Genomic DNA, 25,698 nt, shown 5'->3' on the forward strand with positions numbered 1-25,698 from the left:
CCAATACGCTACGGGCGCACGACGCGCACGGCCTGCTCCATCTTCTCCACGATCACGTACATGTTGGTGACCTCGCCCACCGCAAGCTGGTCTTTAATGCCATAGTGGTCCAGGCAGGTGCCGCAGGTAAGGATCTCGACGCCCTGCTCGGCCAGACCCTTCAGGTCGTCGAGCACCGGTGAGCCCTCGACGGTGAGCTTGGCGCCGCCGTTATAGAACAGCATGGTCGAGGGCAGCTCCTCCTGCTGTGTCACGGCAAAGATGAAGGCCTTCATGAGCTTGTGGCCCAGCTCGTCGTCGCCGCGGCCCATGCAGTCGGTGTAGACGGAGATGACGAGCTTGCCCTTGCCGGCGCTGGCATCACAGAAGGCAGCGCCATCCTGCTCGGGATCGGCCACGGCAACGGCGCCAGAGGTCGCCACGGTCACGTGCCACTCGGCGTCAGAAACCTTCTCGACCGAGGCCGTGCAGCCCTTCTCCTGCGCCATCTTGGAGATGTTCTTGACGGCGGTCTCGTTATCGACCGAGGTCACGACGGTGCCCTCGCCATCGAGCTGCTTCAGAGCTTTGAGCGTCTTGACGACGGGCAGCGGGCAGGCATCGCCCATGGCATTGACTTCAATCTTGGTAGACATATTTTTTCCTTTCGAATAAATCGTTTTAGAACTGTACATAGCTCAATAAACGTGTCGTTAACGGACAACGTGGACGGCAGGACCGTCCGGCACCGGCTCGCACACGCGGCCGATTGTGGCGGCAACACGCCCCTCGGCATGCAGACGGCACGCAAGCTCATCCACATCGGCAGCAGGCGCCGCGATAAGCAGGCCACCAGACGTCTGTGGATCGTACAGCGCGTCGAGCATACCTGGCTCCAGGTCCTCGTCGGCAGCCACGCGCGGGCCAAAGAAGTCCTGGTTGCGATAGGAGCCCGCGGGGATAATGCCCAGACGCGCCATGTCGAGCACCTGATCAAAGAGTGGCACCGCTCCCGAGGCAAGCTCAACCTGCACGCCCGAGCCCTCGGCCATCTCGCACGCATGCCCGATCAGACCAAAGCCCGTAATGTCGGTGCAGCCGTGAAGCTCAAGTCCCTCGGCCAGACGAATCGGCGCCTCGTTGAGGGTGCACATCGAGTCAAACATGGCTGCGGCCTCGTCTTGCTCGATGAGCTCGCCCTTAATGGCCGTGGTGATGATGCCCGAGCCGATCGCCTTGGTCAGCAGCAGAACATCGCCCACGCGTGCGCCGCTGTTGGCGAGCATGCGGTCGAGCGCGACAAAACCACTCACGGACAGGCCGTACTTGGGCTCGTCATCGTTGATGGTATGGCCGCCCGCGATGGAGCAACCCGCCTCGACGCACTTGTCGGCGCCGCCCGCCAGAATCTGGCCGGCGACCTCGATGCCCAGGCAGCTCGGGATGCACAGCAAGTTCATGGCATGGCTCGGCCGCCCGCCCATGGCGTAGATGTCCGACAGCGAGTTGGCCGCGGCGATCTGGCCAAACAGGAACGGGTCGTCGACCATCGGCGGGAAGAAGTCGATGGACTGCACGAGACCAAGGTTCTCCCCTACGCGGAAGACGCTCGCATCGTCGGAGGTATCGAACCCCACGAGCAAGTTGTCGTTATGCACATTGGGTAAATCGCCCAGGACCTGGGCGAGGGCTCCGGGGGCCAACTTAGCGGCTCAACCGCTCGCGGCCGTCATGGACGTGAGCCTCATGGTGTCCTTAGCCATACGAACCCCCTTCCAACAAATTAACGACTTTAAGTATACGCCCCAGGCACGCTTCCCAAGAGACCGCCGACGGCTCGAACGTCGAAGGCGGAGCCGCAAGCGCCTGCGCGATAGCATCTGCCAGTGCGCGCTCAAACAACGGAAGGTCGGCCGCCACGGGCGTGTCGACATCCGTCATACGCGGCGACGCCACCCACGTCACGGGAGCACCGGGAAGCATCGCCTCCATCCAGGGACGAACGCCGGGCAAATCGGTCGCCATAACTTTGCAGCCGCACGCGAGGGCCTCGATCGTCACGAGCGGCAAACCTTCGTAAAACGAAGGCAGCACAAAGACGTCGGAACTGCGGTAGGCACGCACGAGTTCATCGCTATCCAGGCGCCCCGCCAGCGTCACCGGCACATCCGAGGCCGCGGTCAAGCGCTCGATACGCGCGTACTCGGCATCGTCCCCGCGGCCGCCCACAAGTACCAAGCCAGATGAGCGGACGCCATCGTCAATCGGCAATGACACAGCTCGAACCAGCGACTCGACGCCCTTTTTAAAGCAAATCTTGCCCACGTACACAAGCGATCCCGGCTGCCTCGCCACGCTTGCGTCGCGGCAGAAGACGCGATGGTCGTAGCCCGTCCCAATCACGTGGATGCGATCGGCATCGACGCCGCACACCAGGCCAATCTGCTCAGCCTGCTCAGCGTGGAGCGCAAAGACGGCATCGAGCCGACGAACCGCACTTACGATGCGATCGCGCTCGAGCGCATGCGAACGCAGCTGGCGCAGGTCGGTCGAATGGCACACGGCAACAACCGGCACGCCCCGGACGCACTCGCGCGCCAATGCGGTCACAAGATACAGGTGATGGCAGAGCACCAGATCGGGCCGAAACTCAGCCACCGCCCGATCGATTGCAGCAGCAAATGCCCGCTCAAATGCCTTGAGCATCGAAGGCGTCAGGTCACGATAGCGCGTGGAGGGATAGGGCATGACATCGGACATACCGCAGATGGGAAACGGCAGCTCGGGCGACTCGAACGGTACGGCAAACACGGCAGCACGCCGGTCCAGCTCGCCTTGGGTATCACCCGGTGCCGCGCCGCAAAGCACGGCGGCGCGATGCCCCGTCTCGATCTGTTCGCGTACGAGCGCGGCAAGGTAGGTGCCGCTGCCGGTGCTATCTGGTTTTTGCGCCGAGATATTGAGGATGCGCATGTCGCGGTACACCCCTAGGCCAAGGCGGCGGCGCGGACAGCCGCGCCGATCGCTCCGGCAAAGCGAGCTTGGGGCGAGGTGGTCACCGGCGACCCCAGTAGCTCGCCCAACCGCTCCACCACGAAGGCGTTCTCGCACAGGCCACCGGTCAGGTAGTACGGGGCGCCCGCGGCCTGCCCGGCCATGGTCGCCACGCGCGATACGACACTCTCAATCACACCACGGGCGATGTTCTCGCGCGGCTCACCACGGCCGATCAGGCTGATAACCTCGCTTTCGGCAAACACCGTGCACATGCTGCTGATCTTGGTGGGTTCGCCGGTGCGGGCGAGGTCCGTCATCTGCTGTTGGGAAATGCCTAGGCGGTCGGCCATGATTTCCAAAAAACGGCCTGTGCCGGCAGCGCACTTGTCGTTCATGGCAAATTTGGCCACGCGGCCGCCTTTAAGCTGGATGACCTTGGTGTCCTGGCCGCCCACGTCAATCACGGTCCCGTGATCGCCAAACAGGCGCACGGCACCGGTGCCGTGGCAGGTGATCTCGGTCACGACCTTGTGCGCATAGGGCACGGCGACACGACCGTAGCCGGTCGCGATCACGCGCACATCGTCGGCTGCCACGTCATAGCCGGCCGCTGCCAGCGCCTCGCGCAGCCGCTCGGAAGCATCGACCGAGGAGAACCCGGTTGGCTGCACGCACGTCCACGCCACCGAACCCTCCCCGTCGACCACAGCAGCCTTAGCCGCCGTAGACCCGATATCGATCCCGATCCCTATCATGGCTCTCTCCCAATCTAAACATCAAAGACAGCTGCGCGTTCAGGCGCCTTAGCTCTAGGTTTCTCAGGTGCCGGAGATTGCCCCGAAAGAGGAGCGCAGCGTACTTTGGGTACGCAAGCGACGGTTTGAGGAGCAAAATCCGGTGCCTGAGGAAGCTACAGGGTTTCGATGAAGGCGGCGATGCGCGTCTCGATCTGGCCTATGTCGCCGTCGCTGTAGTCGGTCTCGATCTTCATATACGGAATGCCCGCGCCCTCGACTGCCTCCTGCATGCGCGCACTCTCCACGTTAAAGGTGTGGCACGCCTGGAGCACGTTTTCGACCACACCATCGACGTGATACTTCTCGCACATGGCCAGGGTGTTGTCCATACGGCCGTCGTTGGGCGTCATGACCGAGCAGTTGATATCCAGGTAGCGGTCGGCGATGGCGCGCAGGATGTCGGGAGCCTCCGGGTCGATCATCATGGCCGCCGTGCGCTCGCCCGAGCAGTCGTCCATACACACGACCACACCGCCGTTGAACTCGATGGTGCGACCGATCTTGTTGATCACACCGCCCACCGGGCAACCGGTGATCAGAATGCGCTTGGCATCCGCCGCAACCGGGCGCTCGCCCGCGTCGTAGGCCTCGCGCAGCTTGGCGACCTTTTGCTCCAGCTGCTGCGTATAGGCCTCGATATCAAAGCTGAACGTACCAGCAAACATGGTGCTCATCAGGTCGACGCCGCTCATGGCCGCCGGCTGGTTGGCCTGCAGCGCAAACATCTCGAGCTGGGCCGCACGCAAGCGGTTGCGACGACGGACGGCAGCGCGCAGGTCGTCATCGGTGATCGTAATACCGTAGAAGTTCTCGAGCTCCTCCTTGAGCAGGCGGCACTCCTCGTACCAGCCCTCGCGCTCGTAGGCGCGATCGCGGCTCTGCGGCAGGTGCAGAATGTGCGTGCGCTTGAGCTCGTTGAGTAGCTCGTACATCTTCTTCTTGCCGTCGCAGGTGGTCTCGCCGATGATCATGTCGCTAAAGTACGTAAACGGGCACTTTTGCGAGTAGGCAAAGCCGTAGGTCGACTTGATGAGCGGGCAGAGGTTTGCCGGCAGCACCTTCTCGGCCTCGGGAATCACCTCGTCGGACGTACCGCACAGCGCCACACTTGCAGCGCCCGCGGCATCGATAATCTCGAGCGGCGTATAGCTGCACAAAAAGCCGACCAGGCGATTACCCGCCTGCTTATAATCCTTGACGCGAATAAACGCCGCCTTGCGTTGCTCGTTGAACTCCTCAAAAGTGCACGGCAGCAGCTGCTCAATATTTTCCGACATATAACTCCTTAACAAACCTTTTAACCAACCAAGGAAACGGCTTTCCCAGGTGCCCGAGGTTGCCGTGAAAGAGGAGCGCCGCGTACTTTGGTATGCAAGCGATGGTTTGAACGGCAAGATCGGGTGCCTGGGGAAGCCGCTGGACCGGATAGCCCTAAATGGTTTCCAAGAAAGCCTCAATCCTGGTTTGCAGTTGGCCTGCATCCTCGCCGGCGTAGTCGGTCGTGATGTGCATAAACGGGATGCTGGCCTCTTCGGCGGCCTTCTCCACGGCAAACGACTCCATCTCGTAGAGCGTGCAGAACTGCAGGGCCACGTCGACGATGCCGTCTACATGCAGGTCCTTGGCCATCTGAACGATGTCCTTCATACGCTGGTCGTTGGGCGTAAAGACGGCGCAGTTGATCTTAAAGTAGCGCTCGGCGATGGCGTCGAGCATCTCGTCGACCGTCTCGCCGGACTCGTCGACCAGGTCCTTGTAGTAGCGCGAGCCCGTGCAGGACTCCTCGCCGACCACAACGCCGCCGGCCTTCTCGATGAGGTTGAACAGTTTCCAGTTGGGCACGGCCATGGGCGTACCGGTGTACAGGATGCGCTTGGTCCCCTTGGGCGTCACGCCCTCGCCGGCCTCGACACGCTGCTCGCACTCAGCCGCCATATCGTTGATGGCTCCGGTCAGACGCGGCGTGTCGTCCATAAAGGCGGCCTGAACGGTCAGCAGGCTGTCGAGACCGCTGATGGGTGCCGGGTCGGCAGCGCGCGTGGCTGCGAGGCGCTGCAGGGCGCGACGCTTCTCATTGACGGCGTGGATGGCGGCCTTCAGACGCTCGGGCGTAATCTTGACGCCGCACTCGTCCTCGATCTTGGCGGCGAGCTTCTTGACCTCGGCCTTCCAGGTCACGAGCGTCGACTCGTCGTGTACGTTGGGAATATCCATGACGTACATGTTCTTTTGCGTGGCAAAGAACTCGTAGGCCTTCTTCTTGCCGTCGCAGGTGTTCTCGCCCACCACCAAGTCGCTCGACTCGATGTAGGGGCAGACCTCGCCCAGCTTAAAGCCGGCAAAGCTCTTGATGAGCGGGCAGGTGTTGCGCGGCAGATGCTCCTCGACCTTGTCGGTCGCCCAGTCGGCACCCGAGCACAGACCAACAGGAATGCCGTCACAGGCAAGCACGATCTCCTCGGGCACGTACACGCAGAACGAACCGACGATCTTGGTGGCCTCGCCGGCCTCCTTCTTGTCGAGCATCTCCTTAATACGGCCGCTATGGATGTTGGTGGCCACAAAGTCCAGGTAGGACGTGGACTTGGGGCGATTGTTCTGCGTCAGGAACATATCGCCGTACATCTGGCCCACAGCGCCCAGCAGCATGTCGTGATCGGCAAGATTCATGCCGAGGCTCTCCCACATCGGATGGAAATCGAATTCTTCAGCCATGACGGTTCCCCTCTCGAACCAAATACGGATAACTACGGTATTGCTGCACGGTGGGCGGCGAAAACCCAGCCGTGCCTAAACCCGGAATTTTGGGGAACCTGCTTTGCGGTCGATTATTTAGTTGTGCGTCGTCTCTCCCGGAGCCGTGAACATACCTGCTCATATGCGACTCCGAGCCATATACAGGGCGCGCGCGGCAACGCGGCGAATGTATGTCGTCTGCGGCATGTGCGCGTCCTCCTTTACAAGTTAAGATCAACTATATCAACGGTCGTCGACCATGCGAACACCGTTGACATTCGTACGACAGCGTCGTGTGCCGCCGTTTAATAAATAATTATCTGTGTTGATAAGAGTTTGTCATTCCCCATTAGGCGAACGGCAAGACAAAGCCGCCGAGACTTATATCCCCGACGGCATTACCCGGCGCTACCGACAAACCAGATGGATCCTGCTGGCATCAAAATGCATACGCAGGGTCTCGCCTTCTTGCGGTAACCCATCCGCTGGTACGCTCAATTTGTTGACCTTCCACTGCAGACGCGTTGGCGCATCGGCCCGCGGCGCATCCAACAGCACCAGGCGCTCAAAACGCGAATCGCTCACGCGCGCCACGTGCAGGTCGTAGCTGTTGCGACCCCGCTCGGCACGGTTGTCCACATGGAAGTAGCTCGCGCGAATGCCCAGGTACGCCACATTATCGGGAACCTCGCGACCCACGTTAAAGGTCATGCCCCAATCGAGCGCCTCAACTTCTTCGTCGCCGATCTTGCGCGCCCGGCTTGTGTTCTTGCAGCCCGTCAGGCGCAGCGCCGCCAGCGTCTGCGGACGGCGGACCACGTCCTCGACGGAGCCGATCTCCTCAACATGCCCGTCGTGCATCACGCAGATGCGCTGGCACAGGCGGCACGCTTCGTCGATGTCGTGGCTCACATAGAGCACGGTGCGGTTGCATACATCGAACAGGTCGAGCATGTTCTGTTCGAGGGCGCTCTTAAGATAGGAATCGAGTGCGCTCATGGGCTCGTCGAACATAAAGATGCCCGGGTGAGCCGCCACCATACGGGCAAGCGCCACACGTTGCTGCTGACCGCCCGAGAGGCGCGCGGGATAGCGGTCGGCAAAATCGGCTAGGCCAAAGATGCCCAGGTAGCGCTCGGCAAGTTTTTTACGCGCCGCGGCGTCGCCCGCGTCCTTTACGCCGGCACATACGTTATCGGCCACCGTCATGTTGGGAAACAGCTGATAGTTTTGGAACAGCAGGGCGCATTTGCGCTCCTGGGGCGACAGGTTGATGCCCGCCGCCGAGTCAAAAAAGGTCACGCCGTTGACGACGATCTTGCCCTCGTCGGGCGTCTCCACACCGGCAATGCAGCGCAAGGTGCAGCTCTTGCCGCAACCCGAGGCACCGAGCAGCGCCACACGCTCCTCGCCGGCCTCAAGCTGCATGTCGAGCATAAACCCGGGATAGCGCTTTTTAATATCCAGAACGAGCGACATGGCCTATCGACCTCCCTTCGCGACCGCGTCATCGCGCATAAGCTCGGCCAGCGCCTCGCGATCGATTCGCAGGGCATCGCCGCCCGCCGGGTCGAGCGAATCACCCTGTCCGGCGAGGTCTTTGGCCTGCTTGCGCCCCGCATGGGAAAGGCCCCGCTCGCGATACTTTTGCGAATGGGCGGTGTACATGTTAATGAACAGGATGACCAGGAAGCTGAACGCAATTACGACCACGACCCAGAAGAGCGCGACCGACGTATTGCCGCCCATCCACTCAAAATAGATGGCGATGGGGATGGTCTGCGTAATGCCGGCGTAGTTGCCCGCAAAGAACAGCGTGCAGCCAAACTCTCCCATCGCGCGGGCAAAGGCGAGGACCGTACCAGCAGCAATAGAAGGCCACCCAAGCGGCATCATAAGCTTGGCAAAGATGCGACGCTCGGACCATCCCAGGGTTCGCGCGGCGTCAAGCATCTGCGTGTCGAGGCTCTCAAAGGCGCCGAGCGCCGTACGGTAGACCAGGGGGAACGATACCACCACGGCAGAGATCACCGCCGCCGGCCACGTAAAGACAATCGAGACGCCGTGCGCAATCAGCCACTGGCCCACCCCGGTCGAGCGACCAAACAGCATAAGCAGCAAAAAGCCGCAGACCGTGGGCGGCAACACCATGGGGATGGTAAAGACCGAGTCGAGCAGGCCCTTGATGCGACTCGAGGTACCCATAGTCTTCCACGCGGCGAACAGGCCCAGCGCAAGGGAGATCACCAGGGCAAGGCCGCTCGTTTTAATGGACACCCAAAACGGGCGATAGTCGATGTCGCCCAAAAAGGAGACCAGAGAGGTCAAGGGCCCTTGCTCATCCCGCAACATGACAGACGACGCCTCTACCATTTGAGCGCTATCAAGCCAACGCGCGCCGCCCTTGGCATCACCCGAGGCTGATGCAATCACCACATAGCGGTCCCCATCCGCACCGCGCTCATCAAAGCCATAGGTATACCCGCCGGCATCAAACGTTGTTTCCGCCGTGACATACCAAGGAAGATCCACGTCCCCCAGCCGCGCACCTCCCATGCAGTTTGCGCTGTCGAGGTCACAGACGAGGGCCTTGAGACCCGATACGCACTCGTTGTCCTGCGGATCCAATCCATACTTCTCGACCGCCTTGGGCGATATCCACGCCACAACGCGATCGGCAGCAGGCGCCACTACAAGGTCCACATCCTCGTCAACGGGAAACCGGTAGCCCTCAGGCTGGCCCTCCATGGCACGAGCGGTCCCCTTCGCCAACCGCTCAAAACCCTCGATTCCATAGGAAAGCCCATGAGCGGTCGCAGCAACCTGGGCCCCGTCCTCGGCGTCCCCGGCAAACGCAAATCCCGGCACCCAGCAAAGCGCGAAGGTCAAAGCACAGGCGACAAGCATGCGGAATCTATTAAGCACGAAAAGCTCCAAGCGAATACAAGGACGGAGTGAAACACAAAACGATGAAATTATCGCGCCAAGCCGCACTACTCGGAAAGCTCAAAGCCGTACTTGCCCCAAATCTTCTGGGCCTTCTTGTTGGTCAGGCAGAAGTCGATGAACGCCTTGGCCTCGTCGGCGTGCTCGGAGCTCTCGGCGACGGCACCGGGATACACGATGGGCTTGTGCGAGTCCTCGGGGCACACGAAGGCCTCCTCGATGCCGTCGTAGCGGAAGATGTCGGAGCTGTAGACAAAACCCGCCACGCAGTCGCCTGTAGAGACGTAAGACGCAGCGGTGCCGACCTTGTCGGCCAGGGCTACCTTGTCGGCGAGCTCGGGCGCGTACTCGCCGTCGTCGCCCTCGGTACCGGTATAGAGGCCCACGGAAGCCAGCGCCTGGTTGGCGTACTTGCCGGCGGGGACGGTCTTGGCGTCGCCGATGGCAATCTTACCGTCCAGATTCGCGACGTCGGCGATGGCCTCGACCTTAGTATCGGAGCCCTCGGCGCGAATGATCACGAGGTCGTTGACGAACATGTCCTCACGCGTGTCGGCGTCGACGAGCTCGGCGGCCTCGGCGTCATCCATGGTGCCCTTGGAGGCCGTGATAAGCACGTCGACGGCGGCACCGGCGCGCATTTGCTCGACAAGGTCGCCAGACGCCTTAAACTGCGTGTCGGCAAACGTGGTACCGGTCTGGTCGGTGTAGAGCTCCTGAACCTCGGGCAGAGCCTTCTCGAGCGAGTTGGCAGCAAAGACCTGCAGCTCGACGACCTTCTTGGAAGATGCCTTAGCAGAACCGGCATCGGATCCGGCCGGCTCGGACGTCTTGTTGCCCGAGCAGCCGGCAAGGCCAAGGCCGGCGGCAGCGGCAGCAGAAAGCGAGACAAAACCGCGGCGTGAAACCATATCGAACATATTCAACCCTTTCGAACGCTATGCCCGGGCACCCCGCCGCAGGCTTTATTCTGTTACTAGATTATACTTCCGCGCGAATAATGATAATGAGAAATTATTCTCTCTAGAGAATATAGTTTCGAGTTGCCGTGCACCTCGGCGTCGCTTCGGCGGAAAACAAAGGCGGAGCAGCCGTTCAGGTCGCCCCGCCGCAGGTAAACCGCTTATTTGGTATGTCCGCCGCCCGCCGTCATTTGGGCCGCATGCTCCAGCTGATCGCTCACGGCCTCCCAGCTTTCGCGGGCCGCTTTCGTGGATCCCGGAAAGTTGATGACAAGCGTATGCCCACGCTGCATGCACACGGCGCGCGAGAGCATAGCGCGGCGCGTCTTGGTCATGGAGTACGCACGGATTGCCTCTGCAATACCCGGCACATCGCGGTCGCAGACGGCACGCGTCGCCTCGGGCGTCACGTCGCGCATCGAAAGTCCCGTGCCGCCACAGGTGAGCACGACATTGGCGTGGCACTCATCGGCAGCTTCCACAATGGCATCACCGATCTCGCTGGCGTCGTCGCGCACGACCACATGTGAGACGACCGTCCAGCCCTGCGCCTCGATAAGTTCCTCGAGTGCGGCTCCAGCCTCGTCCTGAGCAAGATCGCGTGTATCCGAGCACGTCACGATCGAAATCTTCAACTCCATAGTCTTCCTCCTACAACACCGTGCCCTCGGGCAGGTCGACACGCACGACATCCACGACGTCGCCCGCCTTGAGCTCGCACGGTCCTTCGTCAATACGCAGCAGGCAGTTGGACCGCTGCATCGTGCCGAGCAGCGCCGAATTCTGCGTCTTGGCCTCGGTCACCAACAGCTCACTGGTCTCGGGGTCCCGCAAAACCGTGGCGCGATCGAAGAAGCGTCGGTCCTGGCGCTTTTTCACGCCGTGCGTGAGCGTCGCCTGCTGCACGGGACGCACGCCCTCGGCAAAGCCGCGCATCTTGCGAATCGCCGGACGGGCGAGCATCTCAAAGCCCACATACGCCGCGGCCGGATTGCCTGAAAGCCCTAGGTAGGGCTTGCCCCCGAGCAAGCCAAACGTGATGGCCTTGCCCGGACGCATCGAGATGCGATCGAACAGCACCACGCCCTCGCGCCGGACGAGCGCCGTCACGTAGTCGTAATCGCCCGCCGAGGCGCCGCCGCTCGTAATGACAAAATCGCACTCTCGCGTGGCGCGATGCACCAGCTCGCCAATCGCCTGCTCATCGTCGGGCGCAATACCGTAGAACACGGGCTCGGCGCCGGCATCGAGCGCCTCGGCCATCAGCGCCGAGGAGTTGGAATCGCGAATCTGACCGCGCGCCGGTACCTTACTCGGTGCGACCAGTTCCGTGCCCAGCGAGATGATGCCCACACGTGGGGCAGCGTGCACCTTCACGCTCGCGTATCCGGCGCTTGCCAGCAAGCCGGCGCCCGCCGGAGCCACGACCTCGCCGGCATGCATCACAACATCGCCGGCATGGGCCTCCTCGGCGGCAGAGCGAACGTTCTCCCCTACCTTGGCAGGCGCCGAGAAGCGAACGTGCGAGCCCTCGTTGCCATCGCCATCGAGTACGTCGACGATCTCGTACTTCACCACGGCATCGGCACCTTCGGGCACCGGCGCGCCTGTCATGATGCGGACGGTCTCGCCCGCGCCGATTGTGCCCTCAAAGACATGGCCCGCGGCCTCGTGTCCTACGACGGAGAGCGTCACCGGAGTGTCACCGGCGGCCGCAGCAAGATCGGCTGCGCGCACGGCATACCCGTCCATGGCGCTGTTGGCAAACGGCGAGATGTCGATATCGGCCACCGCGTCCTCGGCCAAGGGAAGACCGGCGGCCTGCCACACGGGAATTTCGACGAGATCGGTCGGAGCAACGTGCGACAGAACAATCGACTGCGCGTCCTCCAGCGGAATGAGTTTCTCTGCCATATGCACCTCTTAATGCCACGGCGCACAACAGGGGCGCCGATTCTTTATGCTTGTCTCAGTATAATCCCCCGACGCACGACCGCGACTCGGCCTGCACCCGCAAATACACCTGTCGGTTGCAGGCCGCGAAACAGAATGGAAACCAACCCACCGGCTCGTCGCGTTTACCGCGTTTTATAATGCTTGCGTTGCAACCTAAAAGAGGAACGTATGGCTCATAACGACAAACCCGAAAGCGCAAACGAAGCGCAGGATCATTCCCAGCCGCTCGACGAAGGCGGTTATTTCTCCCTGAACGACGTCATCGCGGCAGGCAGGCATCAGCTCACCCGCTCTGAGCATCTCTTGGCTGCCGACACGCGCCGCAACGCCCGCAACCTACTCGCGAGCGCCAAGTTGCTCGCACTCGTCGTCATCGTCTCGCTCGCCATGGGCGTTGCCGCTTGGGCGTTTTTGGCCTCGTTGAATATCGCGACCGACTATCGCGAGCACCATGTGTGGGTCTACGCCTTGCTTCCCGTTGTGGGCATGGCCACCGCATGGGCCTACAAGAACCACGGTCTCGCCGCCAAGCGTGGCAACAACCTGGTCATCGACTCCGCTCTGGGCACACGCCTCATCCATATGCGCATGGCCGTCCTCACCTTCGTCTGCTCCACGCTCACGCACCTAACGGGCGGATCGGCCGGTCGCGAGGGAGCTGCGGTGCAGATTGGCGGCACCATCGCCAGCAACATCTCGAGCCTCGCCCACCTCAAAAAGCATGACCACCACGACCTCATGCTCGCCGGCATCTCGTCGGCCTTTGGCGCCGTATTCGGCTCGCCCCTTGCCGGGGCTTTCTTTGGCATGGAGATGTGCTTTATCGGCAAGATCGACTACACCGCGGGCATCTACTGCCTGGTCGCCTCGTTTACCGGCTACTTTACATCACTCGCCCTAGGTACCGAGTACGAGGCGAATGTCATCGCCAGCGTTCCCGCTATGACGCCCAAAACGGTCGTCATCGTTGTTATCAGCGCAATTATCTTCGGTCTGACGGCACGCCTCTTTGCCTGGTCGGTTCGAACCGTCAAGAGCCTCTACGGTCGCTTTATCACCAATTACCTCGTTCGCGCACTCATCGGCGCACTCGTGGTTTTGGCCGCCTATGCCCTCCTCGACGCCTGGAACTACGCCGGCCTTTCCACGTGGCTTTCCGGCGCCGGATTTGCCGGCAACACCACCCTGACGGACGCAGCCATCAAGTTGGTCGTCACAGCGCTTACCCTGGGCGCGGGCTTCCAAGGCGGCGAGGTCACGCCCCTGTTTGGCATCGGTGCGGCGCTCGGCGGCTGGATAGGTTGCCTCGTCGGAATCGATCCCAGCTTTCTGGCAGCGCTGGGCATGCTCGGCGTGTTCTGCGCCGGCCTTAACGTGCCTATCACCACCTGTATGATGGCCATCGACCTGTTCCACGGCACGGCTGCCGGGTTCTTTGTCATCGTGGCCTTTATCAGCTACCTAACCGCCGGACACCGCGGCGTGTACCCCGCCCAGCGCATCATCTCGCCCAAGCGCCGTTCGCTTATTGTGGATGAGGGCGGTACGGTAGCGGATGCTATCGAGCGCCACAACGACCTGATAGAGTAGACGTAAGTATTCGCCGTGCAGCCACAATCGGGGGCAATTCGACCTGAGCGCGACCGCACCGTCACGTCATACGCCGGGAGTCGCCCCATGCACGCAACTGATTTTGGTCGCACGCTCATCATCGCCAACCCAGCCGCCCAGTCGGGTGCGGCGCACGAAGTTGCCGAGCGCCTGCAGCGCTTTTTGGACATGACTGCACGCGCATCCCAGTTTGACCTGGTGCTGACCGAGCGCATGGGGCACGCCGAGGAGCTAGCCGCCCAGGCAACGGGCTATCGCACCGTTATCGCCCTTGGCGGCGACGGCGTGATCCACGAGGTCGTCAACGGGCTTATGACGCAGGATGAGGCGGTCCGTCCCGCCCTTGCCGTCCTGCCCGTAGGCTCCGGCAACGATTTTGCCCAAACGCTCGGTATCGATGATTTCTCCGGCAAAGATTTTGGCGCGCTGCTCACCTGCGAGCTGCAGCGTCAGGACATCGGGCGCATTCGCTCGTGGAGCCCTGCGAGCGGCAACGGCGAGGCTGCCGTTGAGTACTACGACCAGACGCTTTCGGTCGGCATCGATGCCGCCATCGGCCTGAGCACCACCGAACTACGCAAAAAGACGGGCCTCGCCGGCGCTCCGCTCTACACTCTTTCGGGACTTGAGCAGTTTGGCCTGCGCTATCGCAACTACCCCATGACCGTCAGCTTTGACGGCGCGCCCGCCGAGCGCGTAAGGGCGATTATCATGGCGATTCAGCTGGGCCCCACCTATGGTTCGGGCTATCGCATCTGCCCCGACGCCGACCCGTGCGACGGCATACTCGACGTCTGCTACGCCTGCGGCCCCGTCCCTCGTGCGGTCGCGCTTCCCATGTTCCTTTCGGCCAAGGACGGCCACCATACCAAGCTGCCACCGGTTCGCATGCGCCGTTGCCGTCATGCCGCGCTCACGTTCGAAGAGCCCGACTACCCCATCCAAGCCGACGGCGAGCCCGTTGTCGCCTCGCGCATTGAGGTCGACGTCCTCGGCGGAGCCCTTCACGTCTGGCACCCCACCCGCTAACCCCACCTAAGTTGCGGTGAAATGGGGACTGTTTATGCAGCTAAAGCCGCAAAACAGTCCCCATTTCACCGCAACTTATTGAGAAGATCATTCCTCCCCGCCTGGCTTGCGACGGTTGGCCTTTTTAATGGCGTTGAAGTGCTTGTCGTTGAGCCTGCGCTGGCGCGATCGCTGAGGCACCTTGGTCTTGACGCGTCGGCGCGGTGGACGCCCGCGACGCTCAAGCTCTGCCCTCAGCTTACGCAGACAGCAGCTGCGATTCTGAAACTGACTGCGGCTCTCACGCGCCGTCACGACAATCCCCGTGGGCCCATGCTTCATGCGCACCGCCAAGTCCGTCGTGTTCACGCCCTGTCCACCCGGACCCGTCGCGCGAAACACCTGCACCTCGCAATCGCGTGCCAGCTCCTCGACCGACATCTCGGCATAGCGCGCATACTCGCGCCATCCCATCTTGTTCTCATCCATATCAGCACCTCCCCTCATACAAAAAATGTGACAAAGGGACAGTCCCTTTGTCACATCGCATACCAATCGCTTGTGCCGCGCGCTTAGGCAAAGGTGATCTCGCCGGTCTCGCAGTCCATATCGGCGATACGGGCCAGGCTCTCGACGCGGAATCCGCGCTCGCGGAGCTTATCGCCGCCGCCCTGGAAGCCCTTTTCCACGGCAATGCCAATGCCGGCAACCTCGGCACCCGCAGCCTCGCAGATCTTGATAAGACCCTCGAGCGCGCAACCGTTGGCCAGGAAGTCGTCGATAATCAGGACCTTATCGCCCTCGGACAGGAAACGCTTACCCACGATAACCGGGTACTCCTTCTGCTTGGTAAAGGAATAGATGGTCGTGGCATACTGCTCGCCGTCGAGGTTGATGGACTGGGCCTTCTTGGCAAAGACCACCGGCACGCCGCCAAAATGCTGAGCCGCGATGCAGGCCATGCCAATGCCCGAAGCCTCGATCGTCAGGATCTTGTTGATCTCGACACCCTCGAACAGACGGGCCCACTCGGCACCCATGTGGTCGAACAGCTCAACGTCGCACTGGTGGTTGAGGAAGGCATCAACCTTAAGGACGTTACCGGCCTTTACGATGCCGTCATGGCGAATACGATCCTCAAGCTCCTGCATGGCGCAACCCCTTCTCGCGGCAACGATACCGCGCGATTAATAAACGTTGTTCGATAGTCTACCACGGACCGACCCCCGCCCGGCCCACAAGCCGCATCGCACCACAAAGCCGCAAGACCAGTAGATAGGCCCGATTCATGGCAAGCCTGCCCCCACAAGCTAATGGCGGGCGCGTATCCTCACCAAACGCACCATGGCAAGCGCAAAGCCCACGGCGGCCACAGCCATGAGCACGTAGAACACCGAACGGAAACCGAACAGGAACACATCCGGACGACCTGCAACAAAACTGGTCACGGCCTCGCCCATCGCCACGCTCATCTGCCCATACAGGATATGCGACGCCACCGTAATACCGAGTGCCATGCCGGCGTAGCGCGCCAAACTGCCCAAGCTGCCCGCAAAGCCGAGCGCTTCGCGCGGAGCCGAACCCATATACAGCGAGTTGTTGGGGCTCTGGAAAATCGACGTGCCGCACGACATAAATGCGACGCAGCACACGATCACAGGGATAGAAGAGTGCTCGTTGAGCGTGCTCACCGCAAAGAGACCGCACACATATACGCCCAGGCCGACCGCCGTGGGGCCCTCGCAGCCGACACGGTCCGAAACCGTTCCCGAAAGCGGGCCGATAAAGGCATTCACCATTGGCAGCGCCAAAAACAGCAGGCCCGAAACGTCAGACCCAAACCCATGCGCATCCTGAAAATAGAACGGCAGGATAAACTCGGATGCGCCAATGCCAACGAACACGATGAGCATGCAGGCAAGGTTGATGGTGAAGGCCGAATTTGCAAAGCAGCGACGAGCGGCCTCGATCATGGACATGGGACGCTCGCCGGCCTCTGGCTTAACATGCGGCAGCGTATAGAGACCCACGATAAACGAGATCACGCCAATGGGCAGGTTGATGAGGAAGATGCTCTCCCAAGGAAAGCTTGCCACCAGCATGCCGCCGAGCACGGGGCCACACATCATGCCGAGGGCCACAAAGGTCGCGAGAATACCCATAGCACGGCCTCGTTCGCGCGCCGGAAACGACTCGGTGATGATACCCATGTTGTTAGCCATGGCCGCCGCGCAACCGACGCCCTGAACAATGCGTGCCAGGATAAGAACCTCGAGCGAGGACGAAAGGCCGCACAGCAGCGAACCGACCGAAAAGACGATGACACCCAGCTGGAACACATTCACCTTGCCGCGCACGTCGCCCAAGCGGCCAAACGGCAACATAGCCACGCATGTCGCAAGCAGGTACACCGAGCTCACCAGCTGAATGCGATCGAGGCCCACGCCCAGCTCCTTTTGCATCACGGGCAGCGCCACGGTCACGACGGTCGAATCCAGACACACCATAAACGTCATGATGAGCACGGTAAATAGAATCGCCCATTTGTTCTTGCCATGGGTGTCGCCCTCTAGGGCAATATGCTCGCGGCGCAGCTGCTCTGCAGTTTTCTCCATATCCATCCTTTCGAGTGGCGCAACGCAAAAACGGGGCCCCAATCGCCTGTAAACAGTCGCAATTGGGGTCCCGCCTACGGAATCGGAACGAAAGGCCACCGAAGCTTTCTGCCAGCATCGGCGCCTTGTGCGAACGCTAGCCTAGCACTGCTCGAGTGCCTGCTCAAGGTCGGCAATCAAGTCGGCCGTGTCCTCGAGGCCGCACGACAGGCGCACCATGTCGGCGGAGATGCCACAGGCGATGAGCTCCTCATCGTTCATCTGGCGATGTGTGGCATTAGCGGGATGCAGGCAGCAAGTGCGGGCGTCGGCCACGTGCGTGGCGATCTGGGCGAGCTTGAGGCTCTTCATAAAGGTCTCGGCCGCCGCGCGACCACCGTTAAAGCCAAAGCTCACAACGCCGCAGGTACCGTTGGGCATGTATTTCTGAGCGATGTCGTAGTACTTATCGCCCTCCAGGCCCGGATAGCTCACGAAGCGTACCTTGGGATGACTCTGCAGGAACTTGGCAACGGCCAGGCCGTTCTCGCAATGACGCGGCATGCGCACATGCAGGCTCTCGAGCGAGCTGTTCAAGAAGAAGGCCGCCTGAGGGTTCTGCATGGGGCCGAGGTCGCGCATGAGCTGAGCGGTTGCCTTGGTAATGAAGGCGCCCTCACGACCGAACTTCTCGGCATAGGTCACGCCGTGGTAGCTCTCGTCGGGCGTGGTGAGACCCGGGAACTTGTCCGCATGGGCCATCCAGTCAAACTGGCCGTGGTCGACGATCACGCCGCCCAGGTAGGCAGCATGTCCATCCATGTACTTGGTGGTGGAGTGCGTAACGATGTCGGCGCCCCACTCAAAGGGGCGGCACATCACGGGCGTCGGGAAGGTGTTATCGACCATCAGCGGCACGCCGTGGTCATGCGCGGCCTTGGCAAAGCGCTCAATATCGAGCACGGCAAGGGCGGGATTGGCGATCGTCTCGCCAAAGACGAGCTTGGTATTGGGCTCAAAGGCTGCCTCGAGCTCCTCATCGGTGCAGTCGGGGGCGACGAACGTGCAGGTCAGACCCATGCGCTCCATAGTATGGGCGAGCAGGTTATACGTACCGCCGTAAATGGCAGAGCTCGCGACCACATGATCGCCGGCACCGGCCACGTTAAAGATCGCGAGGAAGTTCGCAGCCATGCCCGAGCTCGTGAGCATCGCGGCGGTGCCTCCCTCCATCTCGCAGATCTTGGCGGCAACCAGATCGCACGTGGGGTTCTGCAGGCGGCTGTAGAAGTAGCCCGACTCCTCCAGGTCAAACAGCTTGCCCATATGCTCCGACGTGTCGTACTTCCACGTGGTGGACTGGTAGATGGGCACCTGGCGCGGCTCGGCATCTCCCGGGTGATAGCCGCCTTGAACACATGTAGTACCGATGGTCTGCTCGCTCATATCTAGCTCCCTTGCCTGGGTTACGTTTCATTCGGTTCACGATACCGCTACCCTGCACCCCTCTCAACCCATCCCCAAGGTAGGTTATGGGACTAATTGATCAGGGGTATTTATCTCAAGCCTTGGGCATTTGCTCGATAGATAAAAACGAGGCATACATGAAGCTCTCGATGATTACATGCCCGTCACGGGTACCATAGGCGGGTACACCGTGACCAAGGAGACAACGATGAAGCAAATCGATACGGCCCAGCTCGACATCACCGCCTGTCAGGCTCAAGCTGCCGAATATCACGCCCGTGGCTTTAACTGCGCCCAAGCCGTCGCCTGCACGCTCGCGCCCGCCGTCGGGCTCGACCCCCAGGTCGCCTTTACCCTCACCGAGGGCTTTGGCGCCGGCATGGGCGGCATGACCGAAACCTGCGGCGCCATCTCGGGCGCCGTGGCCATCATGGGCTTTGTAATGAGCGACGGCATGGAAAACCCCAAGACCAAGGGCCAGACCTACAAGCTGTCGCGCGAAATCGCCAAGCGCTTTGGCGAGAAGAACACGACGACCGTCTGTGGCACGCTCAAGGGCATCGGATCGGACAAGGGTCCGCTCCGCAGCTGCCCCGGCTGCATCGACGATGCCGTCGAGATCGCCTGCGATGTGCTAAAGCAGCTCGCCGAGTAAACGGCGGCAACATAAATCGACGGCCGGCGCGCTTGGAATCAATCCAAAAGCACGCCGGCCGTCGCCGTTAGAACTCGGCAAATTCGGGAGCGCCGACCTCAATCTCCTCACGCCCCGCCATAAGCTCGCGCATCTTAGCGCAAAACGGCTCCTGCTCCCCCGCCTTAAACACCAAATGAAGTGTCACGGCGTCCGCGTAATCGGTATCCGAAACCTTGGCACCCGAATCCTGCGCCAAGCGAAGCACCTGCTCGTACTGCGGATAGGCCACATGCACGTCAACCGGCACGACGCTCGTCATCTCGACAATCTGCCCGGCCTCCTGAGCCGCGGCCACCGCCGCCTGCGTCGCCGCGGTATAGGCGCGTACCAAGCCACCAGGCCCCAACAGCGTGCCACCAAAATAGCGCGTCACCACGCAGCAAACATTTTTGAGCCCCGCGCCGCGCAGCACCTCGAGCGTCGGCATACCGCTCGTGCGGCTCGGCTCACCGTCATCGCTCTGGCGTTCGCGTCCATCGACCAAAATCCACGCGGGAACATTGTGTCGAGCGTCGTAATGACGCTTGCGAACCATCTCGATAAAGGCATTCGCCTCATCCTCGAACTCAATATGGACCAGCTGGGCAATAAACCGGCTCTTGCGGTCCACAAACTCGCCCGAAGCCTCAATATTCGATTGCAGAGTAAAATAGCTGTCCAACAAAGCCCCTCAACAAAACTAAGCGCGGCAACAAACAGCCTCAATCATACGGCAAAGACAGCACCGTTGACCTCGCCAACAAGAACGGAAACGCCAATGATACCGTCACCAACAGCGAGAACCCGTCAGCGCGAGCAAGGTGCCTTGAAAGACGAGGGCATTGACCTTATGGTCATGCCCGAAGGCTTGAAAGGCAGATTGCCGCGCTGACGGGTTCGCAGCGTCAACAAAGTGCCGAGTGGGCCTATAAGCCGGGTTCTGTCGTGAACGGTCATTTATCTTGTCTGCACGTTACCGTGCAGCTCCACGCACGCTACCCGAACGCGGACCGGGCCGGCCCATAGCGTTCCTATTCGCGCTTGCTCCGGATGGGGCTTGCCAAGCCGCCGTGTTGCCACGACGCTGGTGGTCTCTTACACCACCGTTTCAGCTTTTCCCTTTACGCCTTGCGGCGCAGGTGGGAGTCTTCTTTTCTGCGGCGCTTTCCGTCGGATCACTCCGCCCGGCCGTTAGCCGGCATCCCGCCCTCTGGAGCCCGGACTTTCCTCACGCGTGCTGCAAGCAGCACATCGCGCGACCGTCTGGCCCACTCAGCAGTGCAAGAGTGTAACACACCGTTGCCGCAGGCAATGGCACAACGCAAACGCTCGACACGATAAACCAAGAACCGCCATGCGCTACAATGGTCCTGTCGATGGGCAACGTCGTCAGTCGAGACGCGACCGCGCTCCACACCCCTCCGTCTACTCGGTGTGTTCCCGCCTCCTCCCCGAGGCGGGATGTCGGCATTTTTCATGCACCGACAACCCAATAGCAAACAGACAACCCGGGCAGCATTGCGCACGGATAGCATCGCGCGCCTCAGCAGCAAATGCAAAAAGGGACCCGTCCATTGCGGACGGATCCCTTAAAACAAGTGATCGTCAAACAGATTTACTCGGCGTCGGTCTCCTCGTCCTTCTTCTCGGAAGGAAGCGGGGTAACCTCGATCTCGACGCCCAGAGTCTCAGCAGCAGACTTCATGGACAGGGAGATGCGACGACGGTCGAGGTCGATCTCCATGACCTTGACCTGAACCTTGTCGCCCACGTGGGTGACCTGAGAAGGCTGGTCGACGTGCTTGTTGGCCATCTCGGAGATGTGCACCAGGCCCTCGATGCCCTCGCCCAGGTCGACGAAAGCGCCGAACGGGACAAGCTTGGTCACAGTGCCCTCGACGATAGCGCCGACGGGGTACTTCTTGACCAGTGCGCGCCACGGATCCTCGGTGGTCTGCTTGAGACCCAGGGAGATGCGCTCGCGGTTGAGATCGACGTCGAGAACCTCGACCTCGACCTCCTGGCCGACCTTGACAACCTCGGAAGGATGGTTGACGTGGTTCCAGGAGAGCTCGGAGATGTGGATGAGGCCGTCGATGCCGCCGAGGTCGACGAAGGCGCCGAAGTCGACGATGGAGGAAACGGTGCCCTGGAGACGCATGCCAGACTTGAGCTTGGACAGGATCTCGGAGCGCTCGGCCTTACGGGACTCCTCGAGCACGACGCGACGGGAGAGGACGACGTTGTTGCGGTTGCGGTCCATCTCGATGACGCGAGCCTCGATGCGGGTGCCCATGTAGGAGGTGAGGTCCTTGACGCGACGGAGGTCGACGAGGGAAGCGGGCAGGAAGCCACGCAGGCCGATGTCGAGGATCAGGCCACCCTTGACAACCTCGATAACCTCGCCCTCGACGTTCTCGCCGGAGTTGAACTTCTCCTCGATGCGGTTCCAAGCACGCTCGTACTCGGCACGCTTCTTGGACAGGACCAGACGACCGTCCTTGTCCTCCTTCTGGAGAACCAGAGCCTCGATGGGATCACCGAGTGCAACGATGTCTGCAGGGTTAGCGTCCTTGCGGATGGACAGCTCGCGGACCGGGATAACGCCCTCGGACTTGAATCCGATGTCAACGAGCACCTCGTCATGCTCGATCTTAACGACAGTGCCGTTAACGAGATCGCCCTCATCAAAGTCGGTAATCGTACCGTCGATGAGGTTGTTCATCTCCTCCTCGTTGACATCGTCAAGAGAGAAAATGGACGAGTTCTGAATCTCACTCAAAGGTGGACCCCTTTCGAACTACGGGGCCCCGATTGCTAGGACCTACAGAAGGGTGCGACAAGCACACAACGTTTAGGAACACTCGGGAGCCGACAGATACTAATGTGACGCTTATGCAATCACGTTCGTATAGGTTACGGGGAAATGAGTTCGATTTCAAGCGTGAACTGCGATTTTTTACTCGTGTGGAGACTTTTTCGTAATCTTATGAACACACGTCTCCACAACTTGACGATAACCAGCCAGGCATTTGGCTTTGGGGTAAAGTATCCGGAGCCAACGACTCTAGATCAAATTTACGAGAAAGGTGCCCGCGTGCTCAAAGCAGTCGTTTTCGATATGGACGAGACGCTTCTTAGCATCAACCTCAACGCGTTCATCCTTCGCTATTTTAAGGATGTCTCATCGATGCTCGCGGATATCGGGCGTCGCAGCCGCGGTGGCACGATGGCACGCCTCGGCACCATCCTGGTCGACCTCAACGCCAATCGCCGCAGAGGCACGGATAATCGTACCAATCTTGAGTTTTACCAAGAAGAGGTTGAGCGCCGGTGCGGCATTTGCCTCTCGGACCCACTCATCTACGAGGCGTTTACCTACTACGACCGCGAAGTCCTGCCGTACAAGAACGACGATGTCATCAACGCCCACGCCATGCCGGGCGCACACGCCGCGCTCCAGGCCGTACAGGACGCAGGGCTGCGTTGCGCGCTCTTTACCAACCCCAGCTTTCCCCAGGGGGCCATCGAGTGCCGCATGGGTTGGGGCGACCTGGCTGACGCTCCCTTTGAGCTCGTCACGCACATGGGAAACGCCACCCGCTGCAAGCCTGATGCCACCTACTATCTAGAGCAGCTTCAGGTGATGGGGCTCGAGCCGCACGAGGTCCTTATGGTGGGCAACGATCCCAAGCGCGACTTCCCCAGTCCCGCCTGCGGCATTCAAACTGCCTATGTTGGCCAGGGAAAACCCGGCCGAGCCACCTGGCGCGGAACCATGGAAGACTTCGCCCGCGACTTTAACGCCGTAGTAGAAGCCTTCTACGAACACCAAGTAGCCGACGAACTGTCTTAACAGACCTGGGTTTTGCCGATCATGATGTTGAGGATCTCGACGTCGGTGTCCTTCATGCCCACGCGGCCTACGTAGCCCATACTGGCGATCGTCTGCTCAACGGTATCTTGGATCAGGCCCTCGCCGGCGCGGAAGCCGCGGCCTTGCATGGCCATATCGTGGCCCAGAATCGCCGCATCGACGGCAGCCGAGATCTTGGCGGCACAGCTCGCCTTGGCACCGTCGCACACGATGCCGCCCACGTTGCCAAGCGTATTCGAGACCGTCGCGCCAATCTGTTCGCGCGTGCCACCGCACAGCCAGGTAATCGCAGCGCCGGCGCCGCACGCAGCGCAAATAGCACCGCAAAACGCCGAGAGCGCACCAATATAGCTCTTGATATGCACGGCGATAAGATCGGACAGCATCACGGCGCGCACCAGGCGCTCGTGGTCGCAACGCAGGTACTCGGCATACTCCATGACGGGCAATGCGCAGGTAATGCCCTGATTGCCCGAGCCGCACACAATGGCGACCGGCAGCGCGCAACCGTTCATGCGGGCGTCGGACCCGGCGGCCGCACGGGCACGGGCACGGCAGGCGACGTCATCAGCACGAGCGCCCAACAGTGTACGACCCACCTCGGCGCCCCAAGCGTGCGCAAGGCCCTCGGCACTGATCGCGCCATTCAGCTCAATCTGACGCTCAACGGCAGCGCGGGCGTCCTCAATGTCACCGTCCTCGATAAAGTCGATGATGGACTCAACGCTCATAGGGGTATCGGCGTTATCTGCCGCACGCTCGGCCACCACGCGCTCGGCGCAGGCGGCACACTCCCCCGCTGACTTGCCGCATACCGGAATACCATCGAGCGTATGGCACGTGACATTAGTGTGGTGATCGGTAATCTCGACGACCGCGGTATGGCCCCCGGCCGTCGCAGTCACCTTGATGTAGAGGTTGGGCACACCCTCGACAAGCGACACATCGCAGTAGCCGGCGTCGGCGAGGAGCTCGGCCACGCGAGCGCGGTCTTCATCGTTAACGCTCTCGAGCACCTCGAGCGCGCTCTTAGCGTCGCCGCCCACGGCACCCAGCACGGCCGCGGCCTCAATACCGTGCATACCGCCCGAGTTGGGCACGGTCACGCTCTTGACGTTCTTGATGATGTTGCCCGAGCAGGCAACGTCCATATGATCGGGTTCGCAACCGAGCGTCTGGCTCGCCAGCGCCGCTGCATAGGCAACGGCAATGGGCTCGGTGCAGCCGAGTGCACAGACAAGTTCGCGGTTTAAAACATCGCAAAACGCGGCATCACGGATGGAATCGGTGGGCATAGGTATCTCCTGCTTGCATAACGGGCTGGGCTCTCAAAAAAGTTAGCTCCTTTATTTGATAACAATGCATCAAAAACCGCAACCATGGTTCCGGCGGACGGCGCTCAAGCACAAACTGACAGCATTCATTCATGAGAAGCCGGTCTTGTTGCATGCTAAAGCGTTTGACCAAAAAAACGCCCGAGCGTTTACACAAAAGTCGCGCTATCATGCAGTCGAACGCGGTAAAACCTTTAGCAATTCCGCCGCACGGACCAGAGAGGAACCACTCATGAAGATCGGTATCGGTAACGACCACGCCGCCGTCGAGCTCAAGAACATCATTTCCGAGCACCTGAAGGAGCGCGGCTGCGAGGTCGTGAACTTTGGCACCGACACCTCCGAGAGCTTTGACTACCCTATCGCCGGCTACAAGGTGGGTAAGGCCGTTGCCAACGGCGACGTCGACCTGGGCATCCTCATCTGTGGCACCGGCGTCGGGATCAGCCTGGCTGCCAACAAGGTCGAGGGCGTACGCGCCGTCGTGTGCTCCGAGCCCTTCAGCGCCAAGCTCTCCCGCATGCACAACAATACCAACGTGCTCGCCTTTGGCGCCCGCGTCGTGGGCTCCGAACTCGCCAAGATGATTGTCGACGAGTGGCTCGACGCCGAGTTTGAGGGTGGTCGTCACGAGCGTCGCGTTAACCTCCTCAACGAGATCGATCACACGCGCGGCCTTAAGATCGTCGACGAAGCCTAAACTATTCAGTGCCACAAGCTAACAGCAGGGGCCCGCTCGGAACGCATGTCCGAGCGGG

The 25,698-nt window shown here is 61.0% G+C and carries 23 protein-coding genes and 1 other RNA gene; 5 read left to right on the forward strand and 19 right to left on the reverse strand.

All coding sequences use genetic code 11. From position 1 onward, the window contains the following. Positions 1-8: 8 nt before the first annotated feature. The 11 genes from yedF to I4W07_RS01725 all read right to left on the reverse strand — a co-directional run bounded on the left by yedF (position 9) and on the right by I4W07_RS01725 (position 12,331). Positions 9-635: a sulfurtransferase-like selenium metabolism protein YedF gene (gene yedF / locus I4W07_RS01675; protein ID WP_195444610.1), complete on the reverse strand. Its 627-nt coding sequence runs from the start codon at positions 633-635 to the stop codon at positions 9-11. Positions 636-692: 57 nt separating this feature from the next. Then, the gene (gene selD / locus I4W07_RS01680) at positions 693-1,742 is read right to left on the reverse strand and encodes a selenide, water dikinase SelD (protein ID WP_196025406.1); all 1,050 of its coding nucleotides are present in this window, start codon (positions 1,740-1,742) and stop codon (positions 693-695) included. Next, on the reverse strand, positions 1,735-2,952 hold the full coding sequence (locus I4W07_RS01685) for a glycosyltransferase family 4 protein (RefSeq protein WP_196025407.1): 1,218 nt from the start codon (positions 2,950-2,952) through the stop codon (positions 1,735-1,737). Before I4W07_RS01685 ends, selD begins: the two co-directional genes overlap by 8 nt. Positions 2,953-2,966: 14 nt before the next feature. Then, on the reverse strand, positions 2,967-3,731 hold the full coding sequence (locus I4W07_RS01690; RefSeq protein ID WP_196025408.1) for an acyl-CoA dehydratase activase: 765 nt from the start codon (positions 3,729-3,731) through the stop codon (positions 2,967-2,969). Between the two features lie 155 nt (positions 3,732-3,886). Then, on the reverse strand, positions 3,887-5,050 hold the full coding sequence (locus I4W07_RS01695; RefSeq protein ID WP_196025409.1) for a double-cubane-cluster-containing anaerobic reductase: 1,164 nt from the start codon (positions 5,048-5,050) through the stop codon (positions 3,887-3,889). A 154-nt stretch (positions 5,051-5,204) separates the two neighbouring features. Further along, a complete protein-coding gene (locus I4W07_RS01700; protein ID WP_196025410.1) occupies positions 5,205-6,488 on the reverse strand; it encodes a double-cubane-cluster-containing anaerobic reductase in 1,284 nt (427 codons plus the stop codon). A 429-nt stretch (positions 6,489-6,917) separates the two neighbouring features. Beyond that, on the reverse strand, positions 6,918-7,988 hold the full coding sequence (locus I4W07_RS01705) for a sulfate/molybdate ABC transporter ATP-binding protein (protein WP_138112235.1): 1,071 nt from the start codon (positions 7,986-7,988) through the stop codon (positions 6,918-6,920). A 3-nt stretch (positions 7,989-7,991) separates the two neighbouring features. Then, a complete protein-coding gene (modB, locus tag I4W07_RS01710; RefSeq protein ID WP_271739726.1) occupies positions 7,992-9,434 on the reverse strand; it encodes a molybdate ABC transporter permease subunit in 1,443 nt (480 codons plus the stop codon). A gap of 68 nt (positions 9,435-9,502) precedes the next feature. Continuing rightward, positions 9,503-10,375, reverse strand: coding sequence for a molybdate ABC transporter substrate-binding protein (gene modA, locus I4W07_RS01715; protein ID WP_196025411.1), 873 nt, complete (start codon positions 10,373-10,375; stop codon positions 9,503-9,505). A 203-nt stretch (positions 10,376-10,578) separates the two neighbouring features. Continuing rightward, entirely contained in the window at positions 10,579-11,058 is a 480-nt protein-coding gene (locus tag I4W07_RS01720; protein WP_022095222.1) for a MogA/MoaB family molybdenum cofactor biosynthesis protein, read from the reverse strand. A gap of 10 nt (positions 11,059-11,068) precedes the next feature. Beyond that, positions 11,069-12,331, reverse strand: a complete 1,263-nt coding sequence (locus tag I4W07_RS01725) for a molybdopterin molybdotransferase MoeA (RefSeq protein ID WP_195361343.1) — start codon at positions 12,329-12,331, stop codon at positions 11,069-11,071. Positions 12,332-12,541: 210 nt separating this feature from the next. Between I4W07_RS01725 and I4W07_RS01730 the strand changes: the two genes are divergently transcribed. Then, complete coding sequence (locus I4W07_RS01730) at positions 12,542-13,963, forward strand: chloride channel protein (protein WP_196025412.1); 1,422 nt, start codon at positions 12,542-12,544, stop codon at positions 13,961-13,963. An 87-nt stretch (positions 13,964-14,050) separates the two neighbouring features. Next, positions 14,051-15,013 carry a diacylglycerol/lipid kinase family protein gene (locus I4W07_RS01735; RefSeq protein ID WP_196025413.1) on the forward strand — a complete coding sequence of 321 codons (963 nt, stop codon included), beginning with the start codon at positions 14,051-14,053 and terminating at the stop codon, positions 15,011-15,013. A gap of 87 nt (positions 15,014-15,100) precedes the next feature. On the opposite strand, the gene I4W07_RS01740 is transcribed toward I4W07_RS01735, so the two are convergent. The 4 genes from I4W07_RS01740 to I4W07_RS01755 form a co-directional block, all read right to left on the reverse strand. Next, on the reverse strand, positions 15,101-15,499 hold the full coding sequence (locus tag I4W07_RS01740; protein ID WP_328291082.1) for a peptide chain release factor-like protein: 399 nt from the start codon (positions 15,497-15,499) through the stop codon (positions 15,101-15,103). A gap of 65 nt (positions 15,500-15,564) precedes the next feature. Continuing rightward, entirely contained in the window at positions 15,565-16,143 is a 579-nt protein-coding gene (locus tag I4W07_RS01745) for a xanthine phosphoribosyltransferase (protein WP_006234139.1), read from the reverse strand. A gap of 159 nt (positions 16,144-16,302) precedes the next feature. Beyond that, positions 16,303-17,607, reverse strand: coding sequence for an MFS transporter (locus tag I4W07_RS01750; protein WP_196025415.1), 1,305 nt, complete (start codon positions 17,605-17,607; stop codon positions 16,303-16,305). 141 nt (positions 17,608-17,748) lie between these two features. Further along, positions 17,749-19,032, reverse strand: a complete 1,284-nt coding sequence (locus tag I4W07_RS01755) for an O-acetylhomoserine aminocarboxypropyltransferase/cysteine synthase family protein (protein WP_161144717.1) — start codon at positions 19,030-19,032, stop codon at positions 17,749-17,751. A gap of 229 nt (positions 19,033-19,261) precedes the next feature. Between I4W07_RS01755 and I4W07_RS01760 the strand changes: the two genes are divergently transcribed. Next, complete coding sequence (locus I4W07_RS01760; RefSeq protein WP_055251626.1) at positions 19,262-19,708, forward strand: C-GCAxxG-C-C family protein; 447 nt, start codon at positions 19,262-19,264, stop codon at positions 19,706-19,708. Positions 19,709-19,775: 67 nt separating this feature from the next. On the opposite strand, the gene I4W07_RS01765 is transcribed toward I4W07_RS01760, so the two are convergent. The 3 genes from I4W07_RS01765 to rpsA all read right to left on the reverse strand — a co-directional run bounded on the left by I4W07_RS01765 (position 19,776) and on the right by rpsA (position 22,511). Then, positions 19,776-20,414, reverse strand: a complete 639-nt coding sequence (locus I4W07_RS01765) for a YigZ family protein (RefSeq protein WP_196025416.1) — start codon at positions 20,412-20,414, stop codon at positions 19,776-19,778. Positions 20,415-20,642: 228 nt separating this feature from the next. Further along, positions 20,643-21,004, reverse strand: an RNA gene (gene rnpB / locus I4W07_RS01770) — RNase P RNA component class A. 340 nt (positions 21,005-21,344) lie between these two features. Beyond that, positions 21,345-22,511: a 30S ribosomal protein S1 gene (gene rpsA / locus I4W07_RS01775; RefSeq protein WP_022095232.1), complete on the reverse strand. Its 1,167-nt coding sequence runs from the start codon at positions 22,509-22,511 to the stop codon at positions 21,345-21,347. Positions 22,512-22,826: 315 nt separating this feature from the next. On the opposite strand from rpsA, the gene I4W07_RS01780 reads away from it, so the two are divergent. Further along, positions 22,827-23,585 (forward strand): HAD family hydrolase, encoded by a 759-nt coding sequence (locus I4W07_RS01780; RefSeq protein ID WP_271739727.1) that lies wholly within the window; start codon positions 22,827-22,829, stop codon positions 23,583-23,585. Here the strand turns inward: I4W07_RS01780 and I4W07_RS01785 are convergent. Further along, positions 23,582-24,901 carry an L-cysteine desulfidase family protein gene (locus I4W07_RS01785; protein WP_195520759.1) on the reverse strand — a complete coding sequence of 440 codons (1,320 nt, stop codon included), beginning with the start codon at positions 24,899-24,901 and terminating at the stop codon, positions 23,582-23,584. The two genes, I4W07_RS01780 and I4W07_RS01785, sit on opposite strands and share 4 nt — an antisense overlap. A gap of 271 nt (positions 24,902-25,172) precedes the next feature. Between I4W07_RS01785 and rpiB the strand changes: the two genes are divergently transcribed. Then, entirely contained in the window at positions 25,173-25,640 is a 468-nt protein-coding gene (gene rpiB / locus I4W07_RS01790) for a ribose 5-phosphate isomerase B (RefSeq protein WP_035138007.1), read from the forward strand. Positions 25,641-25,698: the final 58 nt, after the last annotated feature.

Origin of the sequence: Collinsella aerofaciens (assembly GCF_015670745.1) — a bacterium.
In the GTDB taxonomy this organism is placed as follows: Bacteria; Actinomycetota; Coriobacteriia; order Coriobacteriales; family Coriobacteriaceae; genus Collinsella; species Collinsella aerofaciens_T.

Coding starts and splice junctions, on each gene's coding strand:
- yedF (WP_195444610.1), bottom strand. CDS start 635: ATGTCTACCAAGATTGAAGTCAATGCCATGGGCGATGCCTGCCCGCTG.
- I4W07_RS01685 (WP_196025407.1), bottom strand. CDS start 2,952: ATGCGCATCCTCAATATCTCGGCGCAAAAACCAGATAGCACCGGCAGC.
- I4W07_RS01690 (WP_196025408.1), bottom strand. CDS start 3,731: ATGATAGGGATCGGGATCGATATCGGGTCTACGGCGGCTAAGGCTGCT.
- I4W07_RS01695 (WP_196025409.1), bottom strand. CDS start 5,050: ATGTCGGAAAATATTGAGCAGCTGCTGCCGTGCACTTTTGAGGAGTTC.
- I4W07_RS01700 (WP_196025410.1), bottom strand. CDS start 6,488: ATGGCTGAAGAATTCGATTTCCATCCGATGTGGGAGAGCCTCGGCATG.
- I4W07_RS01705 (WP_138112235.1), bottom strand. CDS start 7,988: ATGTCGCTCGTTCTGGATATTAAAAAGCGCTATCCCGGGTTTATGCTC.
- modA (WP_196025411.1), bottom strand. CDS start 10,375: ATGTTCGATATGGTTTCACGCCGCGGTTTTGTCTCGCTTTCTGCTGCC.
- I4W07_RS01720 (WP_022095222.1), bottom strand. CDS start 11,058: ATGGAGTTGAAGATTTCGATCGTGACGTGCTCGGATACACGCGATCTT.
- I4W07_RS01725 (WP_195361343.1), bottom strand. CDS start 12,331: ATGGCAGAGAAACTCATTCCGCTGGAGGACGCGCAGTCGATTGTTCTG.
- I4W07_RS01730 (WP_196025412.1), top strand. CDS start 12,542: ATGGCTCATAACGACAAACCCGAAAGCGCAAACGAAGCGCAGGATCAT.
- I4W07_RS01735 (WP_196025413.1), top strand. CDS start 14,051: ATGCACGCAACTGATTTTGGTCGCACGCTCATCATCGCCAACCCAGCC.
- I4W07_RS01740 (WP_328291082.1), bottom strand. CDS start 15,499: ATGAGGGGAGGTGCTGATATGGATGAGAACAAGATGGGATGGCGCGAG.
- I4W07_RS01745 (WP_006234139.1), bottom strand. CDS start 16,143: ATGCAGGAGCTTGAGGATCGTATTCGCCATGACGGCATCGTAAAGGCC.
- I4W07_RS01750 (WP_196025415.1), bottom strand. CDS start 17,607: ATGGAGAAAACTGCAGAGCAGCTGCGCCGCGAGCATATTGCCCTAGAG.
- I4W07_RS01755 (WP_161144717.1), bottom strand. CDS start 19,032: ATGAGCGAGCAGACCATCGGTACTACATGTGTTCAAGGCGGCTATCAC.
- I4W07_RS01760 (WP_055251626.1), top strand. CDS start 19,262: ATGAAGCAAATCGATACGGCCCAGCTCGACATCACCGCCTGTCAGGCT.
- I4W07_RS01785 (WP_195520759.1), bottom strand. CDS start 24,901: ATGCCCACCGATTCCATCCGTGATGCCGCGTTTTGCGATGTTTTAAAC.
- rpiB (WP_035138007.1), top strand. CDS start 25,173: ATGAAGATCGGTATCGGTAACGACCACGCCGCCGTCGAGCTCAAGAAC.